Source organism: Streptomyces viridiviolaceus (genome assembly GCF_014650995.1).
GTDB classification, from domain to species: Bacteria; Actinomycetota; Actinomycetes; order Streptomycetales; family Streptomycetaceae; genus Streptomyces; species Streptomyces viridiviolaceus.
Map to the genome: position 1 here is coordinate 95217 of NZ_BMWA01000029.1, position 22752 is coordinate 117968.

The following is a 22752-nucleotide window of genomic DNA, read 5'->3' on the forward strand; positions in this document are numbered from 1 at the left end:
CTCAGGCCTTCCACTTCTCCCAGGACATGTTCCAGCCGTTGAGGCCGTTGTCCGGGGCGATGGTGGCGTCGTTGGAGTTCTTGACCTCGACCACGTCGCCGATGAGCGAGTTGTCGAAGAACCAGGCGCCCGGAGCCTTCTCGTCCCAGCCGCCCCGCACGTCGCGCAGTCCGACGCAGCCGTGGCTGGCGTTGTAGTTGCCGAAGGCGCCGCCGCCCCAGTAGTTGCCGTGGATGAAGGTGCCGGAGGTGGACAGGCGCATGGCGTGCGGGACGTCCTTGATGTCGTACTCGCCGCCGTAGCCGACCGTCTCGCCGTTCATGCGGGTCACCGGGAGCTTCTCGCTGATGACCATCTTGCCGTTCCAGGTCTCGTAGCCGGGGGCGCCCGTGGTGACGGGGATCGTCTTGACGACCTTGCCCTCGCGCATGACCTTCATCGTGAGCTTCTTGGCGTCGACGACGGAGACCTGGTTGCGGCCGATGGTGAAGGAGACGGTCTTGGCCTGCTCGCCGTAGACGCCGTCGCGGCCCTCGACGCCGTCGAGGTTGAGGTCGACGGTGACCTTGGTGCCGGCCTTCCAGTACTTCTCGGGACGGAAGTCGAGGCGGTCGTTGCCGAACCAGTGGCCCGCGACCTCGACGGGCGGCTCGGTCTTGATCCGGATGGCGTTCTCGACGTCCTCGGGGTTGGTGATGCCCCGGGTGAAGCGGATCGAGAACGGCATGCCGACGCCGACCTTCGAGCCGTCCTCGGGCGTGAACGTGCCGACGAAGGTGTTCTTCGGCGTCAGGGTGGTGAAGCGGGAGTCCTCCGCCGCCGTACGTCCCTCGGAGTCCTTGGCGACCGCGTGCACGGAGTACGTGGTGGAGGCGGCCAGATGGGTGGACGGCGTCCAGGTGGCGCCGTCCCCGGATATCTTGCCGTCGATCCGCTCGCCCTCGGCGTCCTTGACGACGACCTCGGTGAGCTTGCCCTTCGCGGCGCCGATCTTGAGGGCGCCGCTGGTGTCGACGGACTTGGCGCCGTCCTCGGGGGCGATGGTGACGACGGCCTCGGACTGCTTGCTCTGCGCGGCGGTGGAGTCCTTGCCCTTGCCGTCACCGGACCCGGTGTCCGAGCCTCCCCCGCCGCACGCGGTCACGGCCAGCAGCAGCACCCCGAGCACCAGCGCCGGTCCCTTGCCGCCCCGCCCCCGGATGCCGGCCGACGACGTCCCCGATATCGGACGCACGTTCAACTTGTCTCCCCTCGCCGGGCCTGGTCGGGCCCGCGCCCCAGCGCGCCCGCGCGCGCACCGGCGCATAGTAACCGCAGGCCAGGGGCGTCGACGTCGGGGAATTGTCACTGTTCCGTACCGAGTTGGCGTTCCACGCCCGGTACGGACAGCGTCGGACAGACGACCGAACCCGTTCTCCGACGGGCTACTTCAGCGCGCTTCCGGCCTTCCACTCCTTCCAGGACAGGTTCCATCCGCTGAGTCCGTTGTGCGGGGCGACCTGCTCGTCGTCGCTGTTGACCACCTCCACGACGTCCCCGACGAGGCTGCGGTCGAAGAACCAGCGCGCCGGGGTGTCGGTTCCGCCGCCCTTGTCGTCGCGCAGGCCGATGCAGCCGTGGCTGGTGTTGTACCGGCCGAAGGTGCCGGCCGACGCCCAGTAGTTGCCGTGCAGGAAGGTGCCGGAGTCGCTCAGGCGCATGGCGTGCGGGACGTCCGGGATGTCGTACTCGCTCTTGCCGTCGGACTTCCGGAACCCGACCGTGGCGCCGTTCATACGGGTGACGTCGAGCATCTGCGAGATCACCATCTTGCCGTTGTAGGTCGGGGTCTTCCGGGCCCCGGCGGTGATCGGCACGGTGGCCAGCAGCTTGCCGTCGCGCCGCACCTCCATGGTGTGCCGGGCCGCGTCGACGAGGGAGACCTGGCTGCGGCCCACGGTGAAGGAGTACGTCTTGTGCTGCAGCCCGTACACCCCCGGCGCCGCCTCCACGTCCCTGAGGCGCAGGGAGACGGTGACCTCGGTGCCGGGCTTCCAGTAGTGCTCGGGGCGGAAGTCGACGCGGTCCCGGCCGAACCAGTGGGGACGGACCTCGACGGCGGGCTCGGCGGCCACGGAGACGGCGCGTTCGACGGCGGCCCGGTCGGTGATCTCCCGGTTGAACTCCATCGAGACGATCATGCCGGTGCCGACGACGGAGCGGTCCTCGGGAACCACGTACCCGATGAAGCGCTCCGCGGGCACCCGGGTGGTGAACGTGGCGTGCCGGGCGGAGCGGCGTCCGTGCGCGTCCAGGGCGACGGCGTCGACCGTGTACTTCGCGGCGAGCGCGAGCCGGCCCTCGCCGGGCTCCCAGCGCAGCCCGTCGGAGGAGATCCGCCCGGGCACCGGGGTCTCCTCCGCGTCCTGCGCCCTGACCACCCGCACCGACTCCAGCCGGCCCTCCAGCACCCGCACCGACAGCTTCTTCCCCGGCTGCACGTCCGCACTGCCGTCGTCCGGGGAGATCCGGATGACGTCCCGCGGAGCGGGTGGCGCGCCGGGCGCCCCGTCGGTGCCGGTGCCGTCGGAAGTACAGCCGGCCGCTGCGGCCAGCAGCCCTGCCCATGTCAGTACGGCGGCCAGTGCGGCCCCCGCGCGCCGTGCGCGCCCACGTACATGCCTCATATCCACCCGTAACGACCGGCCCGCTCCGGGGAAACGTGAGTGCGAGCCACGCTCTGGGCAGAACAGGGGGGAGGACGACGCGACGGGGAGCAGCGGCCGGGACGCCGTGCGCTCTTTTCCCAGGTCGTCCCACGAGCCGCGGGAGGCTGACAGGTGTCCAGCGCAGCCGAGCAGGAGGCGGAGGCCGGGGAGCGGCGGGCCGCCGGGAACGGGCGCGCCGCCGCCGCCGTGAACGGCAGGCGGCGGGCGGCGTCGCCGCCCACCGTGCCCGCCTGGCCGGGCACGCCGGTCCCGCTCGGCGCCCGGTTCCGGACCGGCCCGGACGGCGTGGCGGGGACCAACTTCGCGCTGTGGGCGGGCGGGGCGGAGGCCGTGGACCTGTGCCTGTTCGACGAGCGGGGCCCCGGCGGCAGGGAGAGCCGGGTGCGGCTGACCGAGCTGACGCACGAGATCTGGCACGGCTTCGTGCCCGGCGTGCTGCCGGGGCAGCGCTACGGATACCGGGTCCACGGCCGCTGGGATCCCTGGACCGGCGCCCGCTGGAACCCGGCGAAGCTGCTCCTGGACCCGTACGCCCGCGCCGTCGACGGCGAGTTCGAGCTGCCCCCGGAGGTGTACGGGCACGTCCGCGACTGGCCGGAGCAGCATGTGGCGGACACCGTGCGCGACGACCGGGACTCGGCGCCGTACGTCCCGAAGGGCGTCGTCGTGCATGACGACGACGACTGGTCGGACGACCGCCGGCCCAAGACGCCGTGGGCGGACTCGGTGATCTACGAGCTGCACGTGCGCGGCTTCACCAAGCTGCACCCGGACATCCCCGAGGAACTGCGCGGCACGTACGCCGGTCTCGCGCACCCGGCGGCGATCGAGCACCTGGTGCGGCTGGGCGTGACGGCGGTGGAGCTGCTGCCGGTTCACCAGTTCGCGCACGAGGACCATCTGCTCAAGCGCGGCCTGAGGAACCACTGGGGCTACAACTCCATCGGCTACTTCGCCCCGCACGCGGCCTACGCGGCCTCCGGCACCACGGGAGGGCAGGTCGGCGAGTTCAAGCGGATGGTGCGCGCCCTGCACGCGGCCGGGATAGAGGTGATCCTGGACGTGGTCTACAACCACACCGCGGAGGCGGGCGAGCTGGGTCCGATGCTGTCCCTGAAGGGCATCGACAACCGCGGCTACTACCGGTTGCAGCCGGACGCGAGGAGGTACGCCGACTACACCGGCTGCGGCAACACCCTGCACGTCGTCCAGCCACAGGTCCTGCGCCTGATAACCGACTCCCTGCGCTACTGGGTGACGGAGATGGGCGTGGACGGCTTCCGCTTCGACCTGGCGGCGGCGCTGGCCCGGTCGATGCACGACGTCGACATGCTCTCCCCCTTCCTCGCCGTGATCGCGCAGGACCCGGTGCTGCGGCGGGTGAAGCTGATCGCCGAGCCGTGGGACATCGGCTCGGGCGGCTATCAGGTGGGCGCGTTCCCGCCCCTGTGGACGGAGTGGAACGACCGCTACCGGGACGCCGTACGGGACTTCTGGCGGCACGCCCTGCCGGACGTACGGGAGATGGGCTACCGCCTGTCCGGCTCCAGCGACCTGTACGCCTGGGGCGGTCGGCGCCCCTACGCGTCCGTCAACTTCATCACCGCGCACGACGGCTTCACCCTGCGGGACCTGGTCTCCTACGAGCGCAAGCACAACGAGGCCAACGGCGAGGGCAACCGGGACGGCACGAACGACAACCGGTCGTGGAACTGCGGCGCCGAAGGAGAGACGGACGACGAGCGCGTACGGGCACTGCGGCGCCGGCAGCTGCGCAACCTGCTGACCACGCTGCTGCTGTCCACCGGGGTGCCGATGCTGGTGGCGGGCGACGAGATGGGCCGCACCCAGGGCGGCAACAACAACGCCTACTGCCAGGACAACGAGACCGGCTGGGTGGACTGGGGCCTGCTGGACGACCCGGGCTGGCGGGCCCTGTACGAGCTGACCGCCCGGCTGATCGAGCTGCGGCACCGGCATCCGGTGCTGCGCCGGCGGGCCTTCTTCTCCGGCCGCGCCCACTCCGCGGACGGACTGCGCGACCTGGCCTGGTTCACGTCCCGGGGCACGGAGATGACGGAGGGGGACTGGTACGCGCCCGCCGCCACTCTCGGCATGTACCTGTCCGGCCGGGACATCCCGGGGCGGGACGAGCGCGGCGCGCCGATCGTCGACGACAGCTTCCTGGCCGTGCTGCACGCCGGCGAGCGGCCGGTGAGCTTCGTGCTGCCGGGGGCGCCGTGGGCACAGCGGTACGAGGTCGTCGTCGACACCAGCCGGGAGGAACAGGCCGAGGCGCCGGGCACCGGCCACCCGGCCGGGGCGCCGATCACGGTGCCGGCCCGGGCGGTGCTGCTGCTGAAGGTCGTCGGCTGACCGCTCGTTGCGGCTCTGTGAACTCGGCGGCGATCTTCTTGACCCCGCTCCGGACCTGCTGACAACGTCGCTGGTCATGAGGCTTACCGCTGAGCACCGGTGTGTGTGCGTCGCGCTCGTGGAGCGACGCCACGTCGATCTGTGCCGTCAGTCCAGCGCCGTCTGCCGCTGACCCGGCAGCGCTTCTCCGCCTCCCCCTCCGGCTCCGCTGCCGTACGTGCGCGACCGGTGCCGTTCCCCTCCTCCTGAGCCGCGCCCCCCGCCCCGGGAGCGCCCGAGCAAGGATCCCGCATGCCCGACATATCAGGTATCTCCCGTCGCACCTTCGGTGGTCTGGTCGGTGGCGGCGCGGTCACCGCCGCCGTCGCCGGCACGGCCACCGCGGCCCCCGGCGACCAGGAGACGGCCGAGCGTCCCTTCCGGGCCCGCACCGGCGCCCGGCCCGGCAGACGCCCCAACATCCTGTTCGTCCTCGGTGACGACCTCGGCTGGGCCGACCTGTCCTCCTACGGATCCCCGCACATCAGGACGCCCAACCTGGACCGGCTCGCCGCGCAGGGAGTGCGGTTCACCAACGCCTACGCGGGCTCGGCGACCTGCTCCCCGACCCGGTTCAGCCTCTACACGGGCCGCTACCCGGGCCGTACGAAGGGCGGGCTGGCCGAGCCCATCGGCAACCGCACCCAGGGCCTCGACCCGAACCACCCCACCCTGGCCTCCCTGCTGAAGAAGGCGGGCTACGCAACCGCCCTGATCGGCAAGTGGCACTGCGGCTGGCTGCCCGACTACAGCCCCACCAAGTCCGGCTGGGACGAGTTCTTCGGCAACTTCGGCGGCGCCCTGGAGTACTTCTCCAAGCTCGGCCAGCTCGGCGACTACGACCTGTACGAGGGCGACGCCACCTACAAGGACCTGCGCTACTACACCACGGTCCTCACCGAGCGCGCCGTCGACTACGTCTCCCGCGACCACGACAGGCCCTGGCTGCTCAACCTCAACTTCACCACCCCGCACTGGCCCTGGCTCACCGAGGACGACGAGGAGACGGGCGCCGAGATCGCCGCGAGGATCCGCGCCGGGAACGTGCTGGGCGGACTGCTGCACAACGACGGCGGCTCGGTGGAGAAGTACAAGGAGATGGTGGAGAGCCTGGACGCCTCGATCGGCAAGGTGCTCGCCGCGCTGCGCCGCTCCGGCCAGGAGCAGAACACGGTCGTCGTCTTCGCCAGCGACAACGGCGGCGAGCGGTTCTCGTACCAGTGGCCGCTCAGCGGCGCCAAGTCCGGACTGCTGGAGGGCGGCATCCGGGTGCCGACGATCCTGCGCTGGCCGGCCCGCGTCGACGGGCGCCAGGTCAGCCACGAACCCGTCTACTCGCCGGACTGGACGGCGACCCTGCTGGAGCTGGGCGGGGCCCGGCCGGATCCTGCGTACCCGCTGGACGGGCACAGCCTCGCGGGCTACCTGCTGCGCGGCGAGGACGTGCCCGAGCGCGACCTGTTCTGGCGGGTTCGGGGCAACCGGGCGCTCAGGCGCGGCGACTGGAAGTACTTCCGGGGCGCGGACGGCAGGGACCACCTGTTCGATCTCGCCGCCGACGCCCGTGAGCAGGCCGACCTCGCCGCCGACCGGCCGGAGCTGCTCGCCGAGCTGAGGGCGGCGTGGGAGAAGGTCGACAGCACCCTGCTGCCCTACCCGGCGGCCTGATCCCGGCCGGGTCTCAGCCGAGGATCCCCCGGTCGTACGCCCAGCTTGGCGTACAGGTGGGTGAGGTGGGTCTTCACGGTCGCCTCGCTGATGAACAGCTCACGGGCGATCTCCTTGTTGGACGTGCCCCTGGCGACCAGGGCCGGCACCTCCCGCTCGCGGGCGGACAGGGCCTCGTTGCCCGGGGACCCGGGCGCACGGACCGCGGAGACCAGTCGGGAGGCGACGGCCGGGGAGAGCACGGTGCGGCCCTCGGCCGCGGCCCGCACGGCGGTGAACAGCTCCTCGCGGGGTGCGTCCTTGAGGAGGTAGCCGGTCGCGCCGGCCTCGATCGCGGGCAGCGTGTCGGAGTCGGTGCCGTACGTGGGCTCGACGGCGCATCGGCCGAACGGTTGATGCACCCGTACGACCCCGATGAGCACGAAAACTCGGTGGGCAGTGTCAGTGGCGAACCGTAGGCTCGCTGCTGATGCCCACCACAGCCGAATCCACCAGGGACCGTTCCGCCGTGCGTTCGCTGCTGCGCCTGTGGCCGTTCGTGCGGCCCGTGCGGGCGCGGCTGCTGACCGCCGCCTTCGTGGCGATCGTCGCCTCCTGTGTGGGGCTGGTGATACCGCTCGTCCTGAAGTGGATGGTGGACGGACCGGTCGCCGACCGGGACCCGGCGGGTGTCTGGCTCGGAGCGCTGTATCTGCTCCTCCTCGGGCTCGCGGAGGCGCTGCTGTTCGGGCTGCGGCGGTGGCTGGTGGCCCGTCCCCTGTCGCACGTCGAGGCGGAGATGCGGGCGGGTCTGTACCGGCACCTGCAGCGGCTGCCGGTGGCCTTCCACGACCGCTGGGCCTCGGGGCAGTTGCTGTCCCGGGGGACGACGGACCTGATGCTGCTGCGCATGTTCCTCGCCTTCCCGCTGACGTTCCTCCTGGTCAACGGGGTGACGATCGTCGTCGGCGTGGTCATCATGCTGGTGCAGGACTGGCAGCTGGGGCTGGTCGTCCTCGGGCCCGCCCTGCCCGTGATGGTCACCTGCGCTGTCTTCGAGAAGAAGTACTCCGAGGTGGCGCGGCTGGCGCAGGACCAGGTCGGGGACCTGACCACGGTCGTCGAGGAGAGCGTGCTCGGCATCCGGATCATCAAGGGGTTCGGACGGCACCGCAGCCAGGCACGGGCGTTCCGGGAGCTGGCGCGGACGCTGCGGGGGACGGAGCTGCGCAAGGCACGGCTGCTGGCGGCGATCTGGGCGGTCATCGTGACGCTGCCGGAGCTGGCCATCGGGGCGGCGCTGGTGGTCGGGGCGGTGCAGGTGGCGGACGGCCAGTTGTCGGCGGGGACGCTGGTGGCGTTCCTGTCCACGGCGCTGGCCCTCCGGTGGCCCGTCGAGTCGATCGGCTTCCTGCTGGCGATGAGTCAGGAGGCGGCGACGGCTACGGAGCGGTACTTCGAGGTGATGGACGCGGAGGTGGAGGAACCGGGGATTTCGGGTGACCCTGCGTCCGTGTCGCGGGGTGGGGTACGCAGCCCGGCGTCGCGGGGTGCCTCCCCCACTCTCGGCTTCGCTCGAGCGGGGGGACCCCCATCGCCCACCCGTGCCGCCCCTGGGGGTACCTCCCAGGCCGTTCAGGCACTGGGGGAGGCACGAATGCCCGCAGCTCAGCCGGACGGCGGTCTGCGGTTCGAGGGTGTCCGGTTCCGTTACCCGGACGCCCCTCCCGGCTCCCCGCCCCTCCTGGACCGCGTCGACCTCCACGTCCGCCCCGGCGAGTCCATGGCCCTGGTCGGGGCGACCGGCAGCGGCAAGACCACGCTCACCGCGCTCGTCCCCCGGCTGCACGAGGTGACCTCCGGCCGGATCACGTTGGACGGCGACGACATCACCGCCATACCGCGCGAGGAGCTGCGCGCCCTGGTCGCCGTCGCCTTCGAGGAGCCGACCCTCTTCTCGGCGAGCGTCGGCGACAACGTGCTGATGGGAGCCGGGGACGGCGCCGGCACCGACGAGCTGGAGCGTGCGCTCGCCGTCGCCCAGGCCGACTTCGTGCACGCCCTCCCCCAGGGCACCGCCACCCAGGTCGGCGAGCAGGGCCTCAGCCTGTCCGGCGGGCAGCGGCAGCGGATCGCGCTCGCCCGCGCGGTGGTCGGCCGGCCCCGGTTCCTCGTCCTGGACGACCCGCTGTCCGCACTGGACGTGCACACGGAGGCGGCCGTCGAGGCCGCCCTGCGTCAGGTGCTCGCGGACACCACCGCCCTGATCGTGGCGCACCGCCCCTCCACGGTCCTGCTCGCCGACCGTGTGGCCCTGCTCTCGGGTGGCCGTATCGCCGCCGTCGGCACCCACCAGGAACTGCTGCGCACCAACGCCGAGTACGCACATCTGATGTCCGGGCACGACGAGCACGCGGAGCACGAGGAAGGGGACGAACGATGACGGCGCCCACGACCACCGCGCCGGACCAGGAGGAGCCGGCCGAACGCACCCGCACGGCCGACGACCCCTTCGACCGTGACGTCCTGCCCACCCCGCCGGGGGCCACCGCCGCGCTGCTGCGCTCCCTGCTGGCGCCCATGAAGGCCCGCGTCGCCGTCACCACCCTCCTGCTGCTGCTCCAGCAGGCGGCCGTGCAGGCGGGCCCGCTGCTGGTGGCGTACGCCATCGACCACGCCGTGCCCGCCTTCCGCGACCACGACCACGGGCCGCTGATCGCGGTGGGCGTCGGCTACCTGCTGTGCGCGCTGACCGCCGGCGTCCTGCAGTGGGCGTTCATCGCCGCGTCCGCACGCGTCAACCAGGACGTGCTGCTGGACCTGCGGGGCCGGATCTTCCGGCACGCGCAGGCGCTGAGCGTCGACTTCCACGAGCGCTACACCTCGGGCCGGCTGATCTCGCGCTCCACCACGGACGTGGAGTCGCTGCGGGAGCTGCTCAGCGAGGGCCTGCAGGAGCTGGTCACGGTCGTCCTCTCGTTCGTCTACATCTCGGCGATGCTGCTCTGGCTGGACCTGGGGCTCGGCGCCGTCGCCGTGGCGTCCTTCGTGCCGCTGTACGCGCTGATCCGGATGTACCAGCGGCGGGCGGGGCGGGTGTACCGGCAGCGGTCCACGGCGATCGCGGCGGTGATCGTGAAGTTCGTGGAGACGATGAACGGCATCCGTCCGGTGCGCGCGTTCCGCCGGGAGGCGGCCAACGACGCCGACTTCGCCGTCCTCAACCGGCGGCACGAACGCACCAACGGCGACGCCCTGCTGGAGATGGCCCGCTATGTCGTCGGTTCCCGGCTGGTCGCCAACACGGCGGTCGCGGGGATCGTGCTGTGGGGCGCCTACCGGGTGGCGGACGACACGCTCGCACTCGGCGCGCTGGCGGCGGCGGTGCTGTACCTGCGCCGGCTGTACGACCCGATCGACCGGCTCGGCATGTTCCTGAACTCCTACCAGTCGGCGGCGGCGTCGCTTGAGAAGATCGCGGGCCTGCTCGCCCAGACGCCGTCCGTCCCCGAGCCGTCGGCGCCGAAGGAGCTGCCGGCGCGGCTGTCGGCACACCCCGGCCGGGAGGTCGTCTTCGACGGTGTCCGCTTCGGCTACCGCACCGGCGGCGAGGTCCTGCCCCGCTTCGACCTCACGATCCCGGCCGGGCAGACGGTCGCGGTCGTCGGCTCCACCGGCGCGGGCAAGTCGACGCTGGCCAAGCTGCTCGCCCGGTTCTACGACCCCTCCGACGGGCGGGTGCTGCTGGACGGCACCGACCTGCGGGACCTGGCCGTGCCCGAACTGCGGCGCGGGGTGGTGATGGTGACGCAGGAGGCGTTCCTGTTCTCCGGCACGGTCGCCGACAACATCGCCGTCGGCCGCCCCGAGGCCACGCGGGAGGAGATCGAGCAGGCCGCCAAGGCGATCGGCGCGCACGACTTCATCGCCGCGCTGCCCGACGGCTACGACACCGACGTCCGCAAGCGGGGCGGTCGTATCTCCGCCGGTCAACGGCAACTCGTGGCGTTCGCACGGGCGTTGCTCGCCGATCCGGCGGTGCTGATCCTGGACGAGGCGACCAGTTCGCTGGACATCCCCGGGGAGCGGGCGGTGCAGCGGGCGATGGCGACGGTGCTCAAGGGGCGCACGGCGGTCGTGATCGCGCACCGGTTGTCGACCGTGGAGATCGCCGACCGGGTGCTCGTCATGGAGCACGGCCGTGTCGTCGAGGACGGCGCCCCGGCCGAACTGATCGCCGGTACGGGCCGGTTCGCGGATCTGCACCGGGCCTGGCGGGACAGTCTGGCGTGAGGAAGGGTCTACGGGGGGCGGATGATCGACGCGTACGAGGATCCCGGCACGCCCGACCGCCGGGGCGGTCTGCGGTACCTGTGCTGGCTGGTCCGGATGCAGGCGGGGCGGTGTGCGGCGGGCGCGCTCCTCGCCAGCACCTGGATGGCGCTGCTGGCGGCGACGCCGTATCTGCTCTCCCGGGCGATCGACGACGGTTTGGAGCCCGGTGACCCGGGGGCGCTGGCGGGCTGGACGGGCGCGCTGGTGGCGGTGGGGGCGTTCAACGCCTGGCTGAGCATCATGCGGCACCGCACGATGACGCGGGTGCGGATGGACGCCAACTTCCGCACGGTCAAGGTGGTCGTCGGGCACACGGTCCGGCTGGGGGCGGCGCTGCGGCGGCAGGTCGGCACCGGGGAGGTCGTCACCATCGGGGTGGGCGACGTGCAGACGATCAGTACGTCCCTGACGGTCGTCGGACCGGGCGTCGGCTCGCTCGTCGCCTACGTGGCGGTCGCCGCGCTGTTGTTGTCGGTGTCGGTGCAGCTGGCCCTGGTGGTGCTGCTCGGGATGCCGGTGATCGGCGTACTGGTGGGGCCGCTGCTGGGACGGCTGCAGGGCACGGAGACGGAGTACCGGGAGCGGCAGGGCGTGCTGACCGCGCGGATCGGCGACCTCGCGGGCGGGCTGCGGGTCCTGGGCGGCCTCGGCGGCAAGGGCCTGGTCGCGGACGCCTTCGCACGGGACTCGGGGAGGCTGCGCGAGCAGGGCTACCGGGTCGGTGCGGTGACGAGCTGGGTGCAGGCGCTCGGGGTCGGGCTGCCGACGCTGTTCCTGGCGGTGGTGACCTGGCTGGGGGCCCGGCTGGCGGCGCAGGGGCAGATCAGCGTGGGCGAGCTGGTGTCGGTGTACGGGTACGCGGCGGTGCTGGTGGGGCCGGTGTCGTTCCTCATCGAGATGGGCTACCAGGTCAGCCGCGGTGTGGTGGCCGCCCGGCGCGTGGTGCGGTTCCTGCGGCTGGAGCCCGCCCGGGACGACGGGACGCGGGACGCCCCGGCGGAGCCCTCGGTGCTGTACGACCCCGCCTCCGGGGTGCGGGTGCCGCCGGGCCGGCTGACCGTGCTGGCCGGGGCCCGGCCCGCCGACGCGACCGCCGTGGTCGACCGCCTCGGCCGCTACGCCCCGTCGGACGCCACCTGGGGCGGGGTGCCGCTGGAGGAGGTGCCGCTGGCGCGGGTGCGGGAGCGGATCCTGGTCGCCGACCACGACGCCGACCTGTTCGCCGGGCCGCTGCGCGAGCTGCTGGCCGGACACAGCCGGGGTCCCGGCGACGAAGCCCTTTCCCGGGCCGTGCGCGCGGCCGCCGCCGACGACGTCGTGCGGGGCCTGCCGGACGGGTTCGACACGACGGTGGCGGCGCAGGGCCGCAGCCTCTCCGGCGGCCAGCGGCAGCGGGTGCGGCTGGCCCGGGCGCTGCTCGCCGACCCGGAGGTGCTGCTGGCCGTCGAGCCGACCTCCGCGCTCGACGCCCACACCGAGGCCACGGTGGCCGGCCGGCTGCGGGACGCACGCAGCGGCCGTACGACCGTGCTGACCAGCACCTCCCCGCTGGTCCTGGACCGCGCGGACGTCGTGCACTACCTCGTGGACGGCAAGGTCGCGGCGACGGGCGGCCATCGCGAACTGCTCGACGCCGAGCCGGGATACCGGGCCCTCGTCACCCGGGACGCGCAGGCGGAGGAGGTCCCGGGGTGACGTCCCAGCAGCTGCCCGTCGCCGGGCGCGCCGACGTCCGGCGGGCGGTGGGCGCCCTGGTGCGCGCCGACGTCCGGGCGTTCGCCGCCCTTCTCGTGCTGAACTCGCTGGCCGCCCTGGCCGGGCTCGCCGGCCCCTGGCTGCTGGGCCGCATCGTCGACGAGGTGCGGGCGGGGAGCGGGGTCGGCGCCGTGGACCGGATGGCGCTCGGCATCCTGGTGTGCTCGGCGGTGCAACTGCTGCTGGCCCGCTGGGCGCGGTACGTGGGGCACCGGTTCGGTGAGCGGACGCTGGCGCGGGTGCGGGAGCGGTTCGTCGACCGGGCGCTGGCCCTGCCCGCCTCGGTGGTGGAGCGGGCCGGTACGGGTGATCTGACGGCGCGCGGCACGGCGGACGTGACCGCCGTCGGCACCACGCTGCGCGATGCCGGGCCGGACCTGCTGATCAACGGCGTGCAGGCGCTGTTCCTGATCGGCGCCGTGTTCGTCCTCGACCCGCTGCTGGGTGCCGTCGGGGTGCTGGGGCTGACGCCGATCCGGCCGGCGCTGCGCTGGTATCTGCGCCGGGCTCGCGACGGTTATCTCGCCGAGGGAGCGGCCACCTCGGACGTGGCGGAGATCCTCGCGGCGACGGCGGCCGGGGCGCGCACGGTGGAGGCGTTCCGGCTGCGGGAGCGGCGGATCGCGGCGAGCCGGGACGCGCTGGAGATCTCGCGGCGCACCCGGTTCCGCACGCTGTATCTGCGCAGCGTGTTCTTCACCGCGGTCGGGGTGTCGTACGTCATCCCCCTGGCCGGCGTACTGCTGATCGGTGGGGTGCTGCACGCGCGCGGGGCGATGAGCCTGGGCGCGGTCGTGGCGGCCGCCCTCTACCTCCAGCAGCTCGGCGGGCCGCTGGACGAGATCCTGCTGCGGGTCGAGCAGCTCCAGTCCAGCGGGGCGTCCTTCGCCCGCGTGGAGGGCCTGGCGCGGGCCCCGCGGGCCGCGGCCGCCGATTCCCCGGACCCCGCGGACGACCGTATCGACGTGACCGCGGTGCGCTACTCCTACGACCGCGGCGGCGAGGTGCTGCGCGGGGTGGACCTGACGGTGCGGCCCGGCGAGCGGCTGGCCGTGGTCGGGCCGTCCGGCGCGGGCAAGACGACGCTGAGCCGGCTGCTGGCGGGCGTCGACGCGCCGGGCGCGGGGTCGGTGACGGTCGGCGGGGTGCCCGTCGTCGGTCTCGGCCCGGAGCAACTGCGCCGCCAGGTCGTCCTGGTCACCCAGGAACACCACGTGTTCCTCGGCTCGGTCCGCGACAATCTGCTCATCGCCGAACCGGACGCGACCGACGAGGAGTTGTGGGCCGCGCTCACCGCGGTCGGCGCCGAGGACTGGGTCCGCGAACTGCCGGACGGCCTGGACACGGAGCTGGGCCGGTCCGGCCGCCGTACCGACGGCTCGCAGGCCCAGCAACTCGCCCTCGCCCGGGTGGTGCTGGCCGACCCGCACACGCTGATCCTGGACGAGGCCACCGCCCTGCTGGACCCGACGACGGCCCGGCACACCGAGCGCGCCCTGGCCGCCGTGCTCGAGGGGCGCACGGTGATCGCCATCGCGCACCGGCTGCACACCGCGCACGACGCCGACCGCGTCGCCGTGATGGAGGACGGCCTGCTGACCGAACTCGGCACGCACCACGAGCTGGTGGCGGCCGGCGGAGCGTACGCGGCGCTGTGGGACTCCTGGCACGGCCGGCCGCCGGGCGACGACGATTCCAACGGGTCCGTATAGCGAACATGAACGCCCGGACAACGAACCATTTCCGGCCAACTTACTGACGCGCTCCTGACAAGACGGCTCCGCTCCTGCCACTCTTCCCACGGCCGCTCCACAGCGCCCCCACAGCTTGCTGATCAGCGCTGTGCCGCGGCCGGCTTCCGTGCACGTGGTTCTGCGTACCGCCTTGCTCTGCCCGGCCGGCCCACCCGCCGCCCGGTCTCCCCTGGCCGCGCGACCCGCGGCCACGCAGAAGGAGTCAGTGTTGAGCAGCAGTTCTCCCCACAGACGCACCTCCCACACCACGCCCCGCCGCTCGACCCGCCGCCGCGCCGCGGCCGTCGCCCTGGCCGGCGTCGCCGCCCTGGTGGCGACCGCCGTACAGTCCGGCGCCGCCACGGCCGCCCCGAAGGCCCCCGTCCCGGGCGCCGAGTCGGTCAAGCTCACCCCGGCCCAGCGCGCCGAACTGATCCGTGACGCCGACGCCGCCAAGGCCCGGACCGCCGACGCGCTGGGCCTGGGCGCCAAGGAGCGGCTCGTCGTGCGGGACGTGGTCAAGGACCGCGACGGCACCCTGCACACCCGCTACGAGCGGACCTACGACGGACTGCCCGTCCTCGGCGGCGACCTGGTCGTCACCACCGACGCGGGGAAGACCGAGCGGGTCGTGAAGGCCACGCGGGCCGCCATCGAGGTCGCCTCCGTCACGCCGAAGATCTCCGCCGGGAAGGCCGAACAGCAGGCCGTGTCCGCCGCGAAGGCCGCCGGCGCCGAGCAGCCGGACGCCGACCGCGCCCCGCGCAAGGTGATCTGGGCGGCGAACGGCACCCCGGTCCTGGCCTACGAGACGGTGGTGGGCGGCCTCCAGGAGGACGGCACCCCGAACGAGCTGCACGTCGTCACCGACGCGGCCACCGGCGCCAAGCTCTACGAGTACCAGGCGGTCCACAACGGCACGGGCAACACCATGTACAGCGGCACGGTGACGCTGGGCACCGCCCAGTCGGGGTCGTCGTACACGCTGACCGACACCGCGCGCGGCAACCACAAGACGTACAACCTCAACCGCGGCACCTCCGGCACCGGCACGCTCTTCTCCGGCTCCGACGACGTCTGGGGCAACGGCAACCCGTCCAACGCGGAGACGGCCGCCGCCGACGCGCACTACGGAGCCGCGCTGACCTGGGACTACTACAAGAACGTGCACGGCAGGTCCGGCATTCGCGGCGACGGCGTGGGTGCGTACTCCCGGGTCCACTACGGCAACAACTACGTCAACGCCTTCTGGTCCGACAGCTGCTTCTGCATGACGTACGGCGACGGCTCGGGCAACACCCACCCGCTGACGTCCATCGACGTGGCCGCGCACGAGATGACGCACGGCGTCACCTCCAACACCGCGGGACTCGTCTACAGCGGCGAGTCCGGCGGTCTGAACGAGGCCACCTCCGACATCTTCGGCGCGGCCGTCGAGTTCCAGGCGAACAACTCCTCCGACGTCGGTGACTACCTCATCGGCGAGGAGATCGACATCAACGGCGACGGCACCCCGCTGCGCTACATGGACAAGCCCAGCAAGGACGGCGCGTCCAAGGACAGCTGGTACTCGGGGATCGGGTCGATCGACGTGCACTACTCGTCCGGTCCCGCCAACCACTTCTTCTACCTGCTGAGCGAGGGCAGCGGCGCCAAGACCATCAACGGCGTCACCTACGACTCGCCCACCTCCGACGGCCTTCCGGTCACCGGCATCGGCCGTGCCAAGGCGGAGAAGATCTGGTTCCGCGCCCTGACCACCAAGTTCACCTCGACCACCAACTACGCGGGCGCCCGCACCGGCACCCTCGCGGCGGCCGGTGAGCTGTACGGCACGGACAGCACCGAGTACAAGGCGGTGCAGGACGCGTGGGCGGGCGTCAACGTCGGGACCCGCTCCGGCGGCGGAGGCGGGGGCGGCACGTCGTTCGAGAACACCGCCGACGTGGCGATCCCGGACAACGGCGCGGCGGTCACGTCGTCGGTCACCGTGACGGGCCGGGCCGGCAACGCGCCCGCCAACCTCCAGGCGGCGGTCGACATCGTGCACACCTACCGCGGTGACCTGGTGGTCGACCTGGTGGCTCCGGACGGGACCGCGTACCGCCTGAAGAACTCCAGCTCCTCGGACTCGGCGGACAACGTGAACCAGACGTACACCGTCAACGCCTCCTCGGAGACCGCCAACGGCACCTGGAAGCTGCGCGTCCAGGACGTGGCGTCCCGGGACACCGGGTACATCAACGGCTTCAAGCTCACCTTCCCGTAGGCCCCGGCGGCACTGCGACACGGCGGGCGGCACCCGGAACAAGGCGTTCCAGGGTGCCGCCCTACGCTTGGTGCCCATGTCCTTCACGTACGACGACGTCGGCGCGACCCGCGAGCCGGGCCACTGCCCGCCCGGCTTCCGCCCCATGCACGTCCGCACGCGGCTCGGGGAGGGCGAACCGGTCTTCCGCCGGGCGGCCGAGGCGGTGCTCACCTGGGAGATGCACCGGGCCATGGGCGTCGGCATCGACGCGAGCGCGGACCGGGCCGCGCCCGGCGTCGACGTCACCGTCACCCTGGCCGGGATGATCAAGGCACCCTGCCGTGTGGTGTGGACGCTGGAGGAGCCCCGCCGGGCCGGCTGGGCGTACGGCACGCTGCCCGGCCACCCGGAGAGCGGCGAGGAGTCCTTCGTCGTGGACCGCACGGGCGACGGCACGGTCTGGCTGACCGTGACCGCCTTCAGCCGCCCGGCCAAGTGGTACGCCCGTGCGGGCGGACCGGCGACACGCGGCTTCCAGCACGCCTACGCCCGCCGCTGCGGCACGGTACTGCGTCGACTGAGCACCGAGGGCACCGAGGACTGACGGCTCCGGAGCCCGACGACACCGACACCCGACAGCACCGGGCCCCACCACACCGACACCCGACAGCACCAAGACCCGACAGCACCGGGGCCGCCGACGCCGATGCGCCCGGTTCCGGCGACCGGCAGTACCCGCGACCGAGGTGCCCACGGTGCCACGGGCAGACGGCATCCGTTGTCGAGGCGCCCGCGGCACCGCAGGCCCCGGTACCGGGACCCACGGCACCGCGGGCCGGGGCTCAGCGCATCAGCAGGCCCGCCGCCTCCACCAGTTCCTGGGACGGCATGGCCACCAGTCCCGGCTCCGCGCCCGACGCCAGTCGCGGGTGCGCGGGCAGGATGCGGACCGTGTAGCCGAAGGGGCCGGTGCGGTCCAGGGCCAGCGGCCCCTCGTACACCCAGCGGCCCTCCAGGTCGGGGCCGCCCACCGGTTTCAGCGGCACGGTCGTCGCGTCGGTGATCCGGTCCTCGGTGTCCACCCGGCCGGACACCGCCTGCACCTCGACGTCGTCCGGGGCGAGGTCGCCCAGGCGCACCCGCACCCGGAGCCCGAGTGTCGTGCCGAGTTCCGCGGTGGCCGTGGCGGCGGACGTCTCCACGTGGTCGACGGCCACCTCCGGCCAGGCCGCCCGCAGCCGGCCCTTCCACTCGGCGAGGTCACGGGCGGAGTCCGGGTCCATCGCGCGGTGCGCCTCGGCCGCGGGGGCGTACAGCCGTTCCACGTACTCGCGGACCATGCGGCCGGCCAGCACCTTGGGTCCGAGCAGGCTCAGGGTCCGGCGGACCATCTCGATCCAGCGGTCGGGCAGCCCGCTCGCGCCCCGCTCGTAGAAGCGGGGGGTCACCCGCTGCTCCAGCAGGTCGTAGAGGGCGGCGGCCTCTATGGCGTCACGACGGTCGGGGTCGGTGCCGGCGCCGTCGGCGGTCGGGATCGCCCAGCCGAAGTCCGGCTGGAACCACTCGTCCCACCAGCCGTCCAGCACGGAGAGGTTGAGGCAGCCGTTGAGCGCCGCCTTCATGCCGGACGTCCCGCACGCCTCCAGCGGACGCAGCGGGTTGTTCAGCCAGACGTCGCAGCCCGGGTAGAGCTTCTGCGCCATCGCCATGCCGTAGTCCGGCAGGAACACGATCCGGTGCCGCACCCGCGGGTCGTCCGCGAACCGCACCAGTTCCTGCACCAGCCGCTTGCCGCCGTCGTCAGCCGGGTGCGCCTTGCCGGCGACGACGATCTGGACCGGCCGCTCGGGGTGCAGGAGCAGGTCCATCAGCCGGTCCCGGTCGCGCAGCATGAGCGTCAGACGCTTGTACGACGGGACCCGCCGCGCGAACCCGATGGTGAGCACGTCCGGATCGAGGACGTCGTCGATCCAGCCCAGCTCGGCCGTGCCCGCGCCGCGCTGTCGCCAGGAGGCGCGCAGCCGCTCGCGCACCTCCGTCACCAGTTGCTCGCGCAGGGTCCGGCGCAGCTCCCAGATGTCCTGGTCGGGGATGTCGGCGACCGAGTCCCAGCGGTCGGAACCGCCGACGGTCAGCGCGTCCTCGGTGCGCTGGACGCCGATCTGCCGGGCGCCGAGCCGGAACACCTCCGGGGCCACCCAGGTCGGGGCGTGCACCCCGTTGGTGACGGAGGTGATCGGCACCTCGTCGGCGTCGAACCCGGGCCACAGGCCGGAGAACATCTCCCGGCTGACCCCGCCGTGCAGCAGGGAGACGCCGTTGGCGCGCTGGGCCAGGCGCAGGCCCATCACGGCCATGTTGAACAGATTGGGCTCGCCACCGGGGTAGGTCTCCATGCCGAGCCGGAGGATGCGCTCGACGTCGATCCGCGGGAGTTCGGCGTCGGGACCGAAGTGGCGGGCGACCAGTTCGCGGTCGAAGCGGTCGATGCCGGCCGGGACGGGGGTGTGCGTCGTGAAGACGGTTCCGGCCCGGACCGCCTCCAGCGCCGAGTCGAACTCCAGGCCGTCGGCGCAGAGTTCGGCGATGCGCTCCAGACCGAGGAAGCCGGCGTGGCCCTCGTTGGTGTGGAACACCTCCGGCTCGGCGTGGCCGGTCAGCCGGCAGTACGTCCGCACCGCCCGGACACCTCCTATGCCGAGCAGCATCTCCTGGAGCAGCCGGTGCTCGCTGCCGCCGCCGTAGAGCCGGTCGGTGACACCGCGTTCGCCGAGGTCGTTCTCCTCCACGTCCGAGTCCAGCAGCAGCAGCGGGACCCGGCCGACCTGGGCCAGCCAGATGCGGGCGCGCAGCTCCCTGCCGCCGGGCAGGGCGAGGGCGACGCGGGCTGGGGTGCCGTCGGGCTCCTTGAGGAGGGCGAGGGGCAGCTCGTGCGGGTCGAGGACGGGATAGTGCTCCTGCTGCCAGCCGTCCCGGGACAGGGTCTGGCGGAAGTAGCCGTGGCGGTAGAGCAGGCCGACGCCGACCAGCGGCACCCCGAGGTCGCTGGCCGCCTTAAGGTGGTCGCCGGCGAGGATGCCGAGGCCGCCGGAGTACTGGGGCAGGGCGGCCGTGATGCCGAACTCGGGCGAGAAGTAGGCGACGGCGGCGGGTAGTCGGCCGGCCTGGGACTGGTACCAGCGGTTGCCGGTCATGTAGTAGTCGAGGTCGTCGGCCACCGCGGTGAGGCGGCGCAGGAAGCGCCGGTCCTCGGCCAGCTCCGCCAGGCGCGCGGGCGGGACGGTGCCGAGCAGCCGTACCGGATCGCGGCCGGACGCGGCCCAGCACTCGGGGTCGACGGATTGGAAGAGGTCGCGGGTCTCCGCATGCCAGGACCAGCGCAGATTGCGGGCCAGATCGCTGAGCGGCCGGAGGGGGTCGGGGAGAACGGGACGGACGGTCAATCGACGGATCGCCTTCACACTCCACCTCAGCGCGTTCGCTCGATGGGACGGGGTGCGTGTCACCTCGTCCGTCTTGACGGTACCGGCGTCGGAGTGTCCCTCGCCGGGCGCTTCGCCCCGGAGCTCCCACATCGGCCTGAACGGGCGCGTCATCGAACGCCGGACGGGCTAGTCACCCCGGCGGGTCCGGTATGGCTGGTTCCGCCCCCGTAGGCCTTCTTGTGGCGCTTCCCACCGCGCGAGAGGCTGCCCCCGCGGCGTACCCGGCCTCCAGGGCCCGTTCGCCGCGTCGAGGAGGGGAACTCACACCATGGCACGGACGCGAGCACGGCGTCTGCGCCGGGCGGGGGGCCTGGTCGCGGTGGGTTGCGCCGCGGCACTTTCGGCCATGTCCCTGCCCGCGCAGGCCGCACCGGAGGGGCGGATAACCGGCGCCGGGGCACCCGGCAGCGTGAGCGGGAGCTACCTGGTGACTCTCGAGGAGGGGACGCGCGCCTCCTCGGCGGCCGGAAGGGGACTCGCCGAGAAGTACGGGGCGGAAATCAGCCACACTTATGGCACGGTCCTGAACGGATACGCCGTCAGAACGGACGCCAGACGCGCGAGACTGCTCGCGGCAGACCCGCGCGTCGCCTCCGTCACCCAGGACACCCGCGTCCGGCTCGACCACACGCAGCACGACCCGCCGTCCTGGGGCCTGGACCGCGTCGACCAGCCGGGCCTGCCGCTGAACCGCCGCTACACGTGGCCGGAGTCCGCGGGCAGGGGCGTGACGGTGTACGTCATCGACACCGGCATCCGGACCACGCACCGGGACTTCGGCGGCCGGGCCGGCCACGGCTGGGACTTCGTGGACCGCGACCGCACCGCCCAGGACGGCAACGGACACGGCACGCACGTGGCGGCCACCGCCGTCGGCACGACGTACGGCGTGGCGAAGCGGGCCCGGGTCGTCGGCGTGCGCGTCCTCGACGACGCCGGCCAGGGCACCACGGCGCAGGTCATCGCCGGCATCGACTGGGTCACGAAGCACGCCAGGAAGCCCGCGGTCGCCAACCTCAGCCTGGGTGGCCCGCGCAACGCCCGGCTCGACGCGGCCGTCCGCGCCGCCGTCGCGTCCGGCGTCACGTTCACGGTCGCGGCGGGCAACGACGGGCGCCCGGCGTCCCTGTCCTCCCCGGCGGGGGTCGGACAGGCGATCACGGTCGGTGCGACCGACCGGAAGGACGCGCGGGCCCGCTTCTCGAACCACGGCCCGGCACTCGACCTGTTCGCCCCGGGCGTGTCGGTCACCTCGGCGTCCCACCGCGGCGACACGGGCCGCGCGACCCACTCCGGTACGTCGATGGCGGCGCCGCACGTGGCGGGCGCCGCCGCGCTGTATCTCGCCGCTCATCCCCGGGCGAAGCCGGCCACTGTCGCCAAGGCGCTGATTGCGGGGGCGACTTCCGGGAAGGTGTCCGGTCGAGGGCTCGGTTCGCCGAACAAGCTGCTGCGCGTACCGCGCTCGTGACGGCACTGTGCGGGCCGCCGGCCCCGTCCGTCACGGACGGGGCCGCACTTGTGTGTGGACATACGCGTGAGTAGTTAACAAAGTGCCGGATTGCCCAACCGAAGAGTGTGGGAAGGCTCCTGCGGAACACCCCACAGCCACACCCCCGCAGGACCCACCTCCCCAGAGTCATCCGCCCACCCACGTTGACGCGGACAGGAGCGGTCATGCCCGCCACGCACCACTCGTCAGCACCCCCCGCACACGGCACGGAGACGACTCCCGTGCGCCCGGCCGACGCCGGCCCACCCGCCCCGGCACCACAGCCACCCTCCTCGCACGCCACCACCGCCGTGGGGCGCATTCCCGTCCTCGACGTCCGCCCAGCCGTCCAGCAGGGACGCAGGCCCGCCAAGGCGGTGACCGGCGAGGCGTTCGAGATATCGGCCACCGTGTTCCGCGAGGGCCATGACGCGGTCGCCGCCAACGTCGTACTGAGGGACCCTCAGGGCCGGCCGGGGCCGTGGACGCCGATGCGGGAGCTGGCCCCGGGCACCGACCGCTGGGGCGCCACCGTCACCGCCGGCGAGCCCGGTCTGTGGTCGTACACCGTCGAGGCGTGGGGCGATCCGGTCACCACGTGGCGGCACCACGCGGGGATCAAGATCCCGGCGGGCATCGACACGGACCTCGTCCTGGAGGAGGGCGCGCGGCTGTACGAGCGGGCCGCCGCCGGCGTCCCCGGGAGCGAGGACCGTCGGGAAGTCCTCGCCGCGGTGGACGCGCTGCGGGACGAGACCCGCCCGGCCGCGTCGCGGCTCGCGGCGGCGTTGACGCCTCGGGTGGCCGCGGTGCTGGCCCGGCATCCGCTGCGGGAGCTGGTCACCACCTCCGATCCGCTGCCCCTGCTCGTCGAGCGCGAACGCGCCCTGTACGGCTCCTGGTACGAGTTCTTCCCCCGCTCCGAGGGCAC

At 73.0% G+C, this 22752-nt stretch carries 14 protein-coding genes and 1 pseudogene; 11 read left to right on the forward strand and 4 right to left on the reverse strand.

Going from position 1 to position 22752, the window contains the following annotated elements; all coding sequences use genetic code 11:
- Position 1: 1 nt before the first annotated feature.
- Both IE260_RS33460 and IE260_RS33465 read right to left on the reverse strand, forming a co-directional pair.
- Positions 2-1240, reverse strand: coding sequence for a L,D-transpeptidase (locus IE260_RS33460; protein ID WP_229881533.1), 1239 nt, complete (start codon positions 1238-1240; stop codon positions 2-4).
- Positions 1241-1424: 184 nt separating this feature from the next.
- Positions 1425-2666, reverse strand: coding sequence for a L,D-transpeptidase (locus tag IE260_RS33465; protein WP_189878793.1), 1242 nt, complete (start codon positions 2664-2666; stop codon positions 1425-1427).
- Positions 2667-2819: 153 nt separating this feature from the next.
- On the opposite strand from IE260_RS33465, the gene glgX reads away from it, so the two are divergent.
- From glgX to IE260_RS33475, 3 genes are all read left to right on the forward strand, one after another.
- The gene (glgX, locus tag IE260_RS33470) at positions 2820-5084 is read left to right on the forward strand and encodes a glycogen debranching protein GlgX (RefSeq protein ID WP_189878795.1); all 2265 of its coding nucleotides are present in this window, start codon (positions 2820-2822) and stop codon (positions 5082-5084) included.
- Between the two features lie 76 nt (positions 5085-5160).
- A complete protein-coding gene (locus tag IE260_RS43195) occupies positions 5161-5256 on the forward strand; it encodes a putative leader peptide (RefSeq protein ID WP_373303439.1) in 96 nt (31 codons plus the stop codon).
- A gap of 119 nt (positions 5257-5375) precedes the next feature.
- Positions 5376-6791 (forward strand): sulfatase family protein, encoded by a 1416-nt coding sequence (locus IE260_RS33475; RefSeq protein WP_189878797.1) that lies wholly within the window; start codon positions 5376-5378, stop codon positions 6789-6791.
- Here IE260_RS33475 and IE260_RS33480 read toward each other — a convergent pair.
- A pseudogene (locus IE260_RS33480) lies at positions 6776-7156 on the reverse strand (LuxR C-terminal-related transcriptional regulator); the annotation flags it as partial. The gene IE260_RS33475 and the pseudogene IE260_RS33480 sit on opposite strands and share 16 nt — an antisense overlap.
- A gap of 104 nt (positions 7157-7260) precedes the next feature.
- On the opposite strand from IE260_RS33480, the gene IE260_RS33485 reads away from it, so the two are divergent.
- From IE260_RS33485 to IE260_RS33510, 6 genes are all read left to right on the forward strand, one after another.
- Positions 7261-9213, forward strand: coding sequence for an ABC transporter ATP-binding protein (locus IE260_RS33485; protein WP_189878799.1), 1953 nt, complete (start codon positions 7261-7263; stop codon positions 9211-9213).
- Positions 9210-11063: an ABC transporter ATP-binding protein gene (locus IE260_RS33490; protein WP_189878801.1), complete on the forward strand. Its 1854-nt coding sequence runs from the start codon at positions 9210-9212 to the stop codon at positions 11061-11063. The genes IE260_RS33485 and IE260_RS33490 overlap by 4 nt, the downstream gene beginning before the upstream one ends.
- A gap of 21 nt (positions 11064-11084) precedes the next feature.
- Positions 11085-12800, forward strand: a complete 1716-nt coding sequence (locus IE260_RS33495) for an ABC transporter ATP-binding protein (protein WP_189878803.1) — start codon at positions 11085-11087, stop codon at positions 12798-12800.
- Complete coding sequence (locus IE260_RS33500) at positions 12797-14572, forward strand: ABC transporter ATP-binding protein (RefSeq protein ID WP_189878805.1); 1776 nt, start codon at positions 12797-12799, stop codon at positions 14570-14572. The genes IE260_RS33495 and IE260_RS33500 overlap by 4 nt, the downstream gene beginning before the upstream one ends.
- Before the next feature lie 250 nt (positions 14573-14822).
- Complete coding sequence (locus IE260_RS33505; protein ID WP_189878807.1) at positions 14823-16862, forward strand: M4 family metallopeptidase; 2040 nt, start codon at positions 14823-14825, stop codon at positions 16860-16862.
- Positions 16863-16938: 76 nt separating this feature from the next.
- A complete protein-coding gene (locus IE260_RS33510; RefSeq protein ID WP_189878809.1) occupies positions 16939-17448 on the forward strand; it encodes a DUF1990 domain-containing protein in 510 nt (169 codons plus the stop codon).
- Between the two features lie 238 nt (positions 17449-17686).
- Here the strand turns inward: IE260_RS33510 and IE260_RS33515 are convergent, their stop codons facing one another.
- On the reverse strand, positions 17687-20305 hold the full coding sequence (locus tag IE260_RS33515; RefSeq protein ID WP_189878811.1) for a glycosyltransferase family 1 protein: 2619 nt from the start codon (positions 20303-20305) through the stop codon (positions 17687-17689).
- Positions 20306-20597: 292 nt separating this feature from the next.
- Between IE260_RS33515 and IE260_RS33520 the strand changes: the two genes are divergently transcribed.
- Both IE260_RS33520 and IE260_RS33525 read left to right on the forward strand, forming a co-directional pair.
- The gene (locus IE260_RS33520; protein WP_189878813.1) at positions 20598-21800 is read left to right on the forward strand and encodes a S8 family peptidase; all 1203 of its coding nucleotides are present in this window, start codon (positions 20598-20600) and stop codon (positions 21798-21800) included.
- A 206-nt stretch (positions 21801-22006) separates the two neighbouring features.
- Positions 22007-22752: maltotransferase domain-containing protein (locus tag IE260_RS33525; protein WP_189878815.1), on the forward strand; the 746-nt coding region annotated here is incomplete at its 3' end.

Coding starts and splice junctions, on each gene's coding strand:
- IE260_RS33520 (WP_189878813.1), top strand. CDS start 20,598: ATGGCACGGACGCGAGCACGGCGTCTGCGCCGGGCGGGGGGCCTGGTC.
- IE260_RS33495 (WP_189878803.1), top strand. CDS start 11,085: ATGATCGACGCGTACGAGGATCCCGGCACGCCCGACCGCCGGGGCGGT.
- IE260_RS33510 (WP_189878809.1), top strand. CDS start 16,939: ATGTCCTTCACGTACGACGACGTCGGCGCGACCCGCGAGCCGGGCCAC.
- IE260_RS33465 (WP_189878793.1), bottom strand. CDS start 2,666: ATGAGGCATGTACGTGGGCGCGCACGGCGCGCGGGGGCCGCACTGGCC.
- IE260_RS43195 (WP_373303439.1), top strand. CDS start 5,161: ATGAGGCTTACCGCTGAGCACCGGTGTGTGTGCGTCGCGCTCGTGGAG.
- IE260_RS33490 (WP_189878801.1), top strand. CDS start 9,210: ATGACGGCGCCCACGACCACCGCGCCGGACCAGGAGGAGCCGGCCGAA.
- IE260_RS33475 (WP_189878797.1), top strand. CDS start 5,376: ATGCCCGACATATCAGGTATCTCCCGTCGCACCTTCGGTGGTCTGGTC.
- IE260_RS33485 (WP_189878799.1), top strand. CDS start 7,261: ATGCCCACCACAGCCGAATCCACCAGGGACCGTTCCGCCGTGCGTTCG.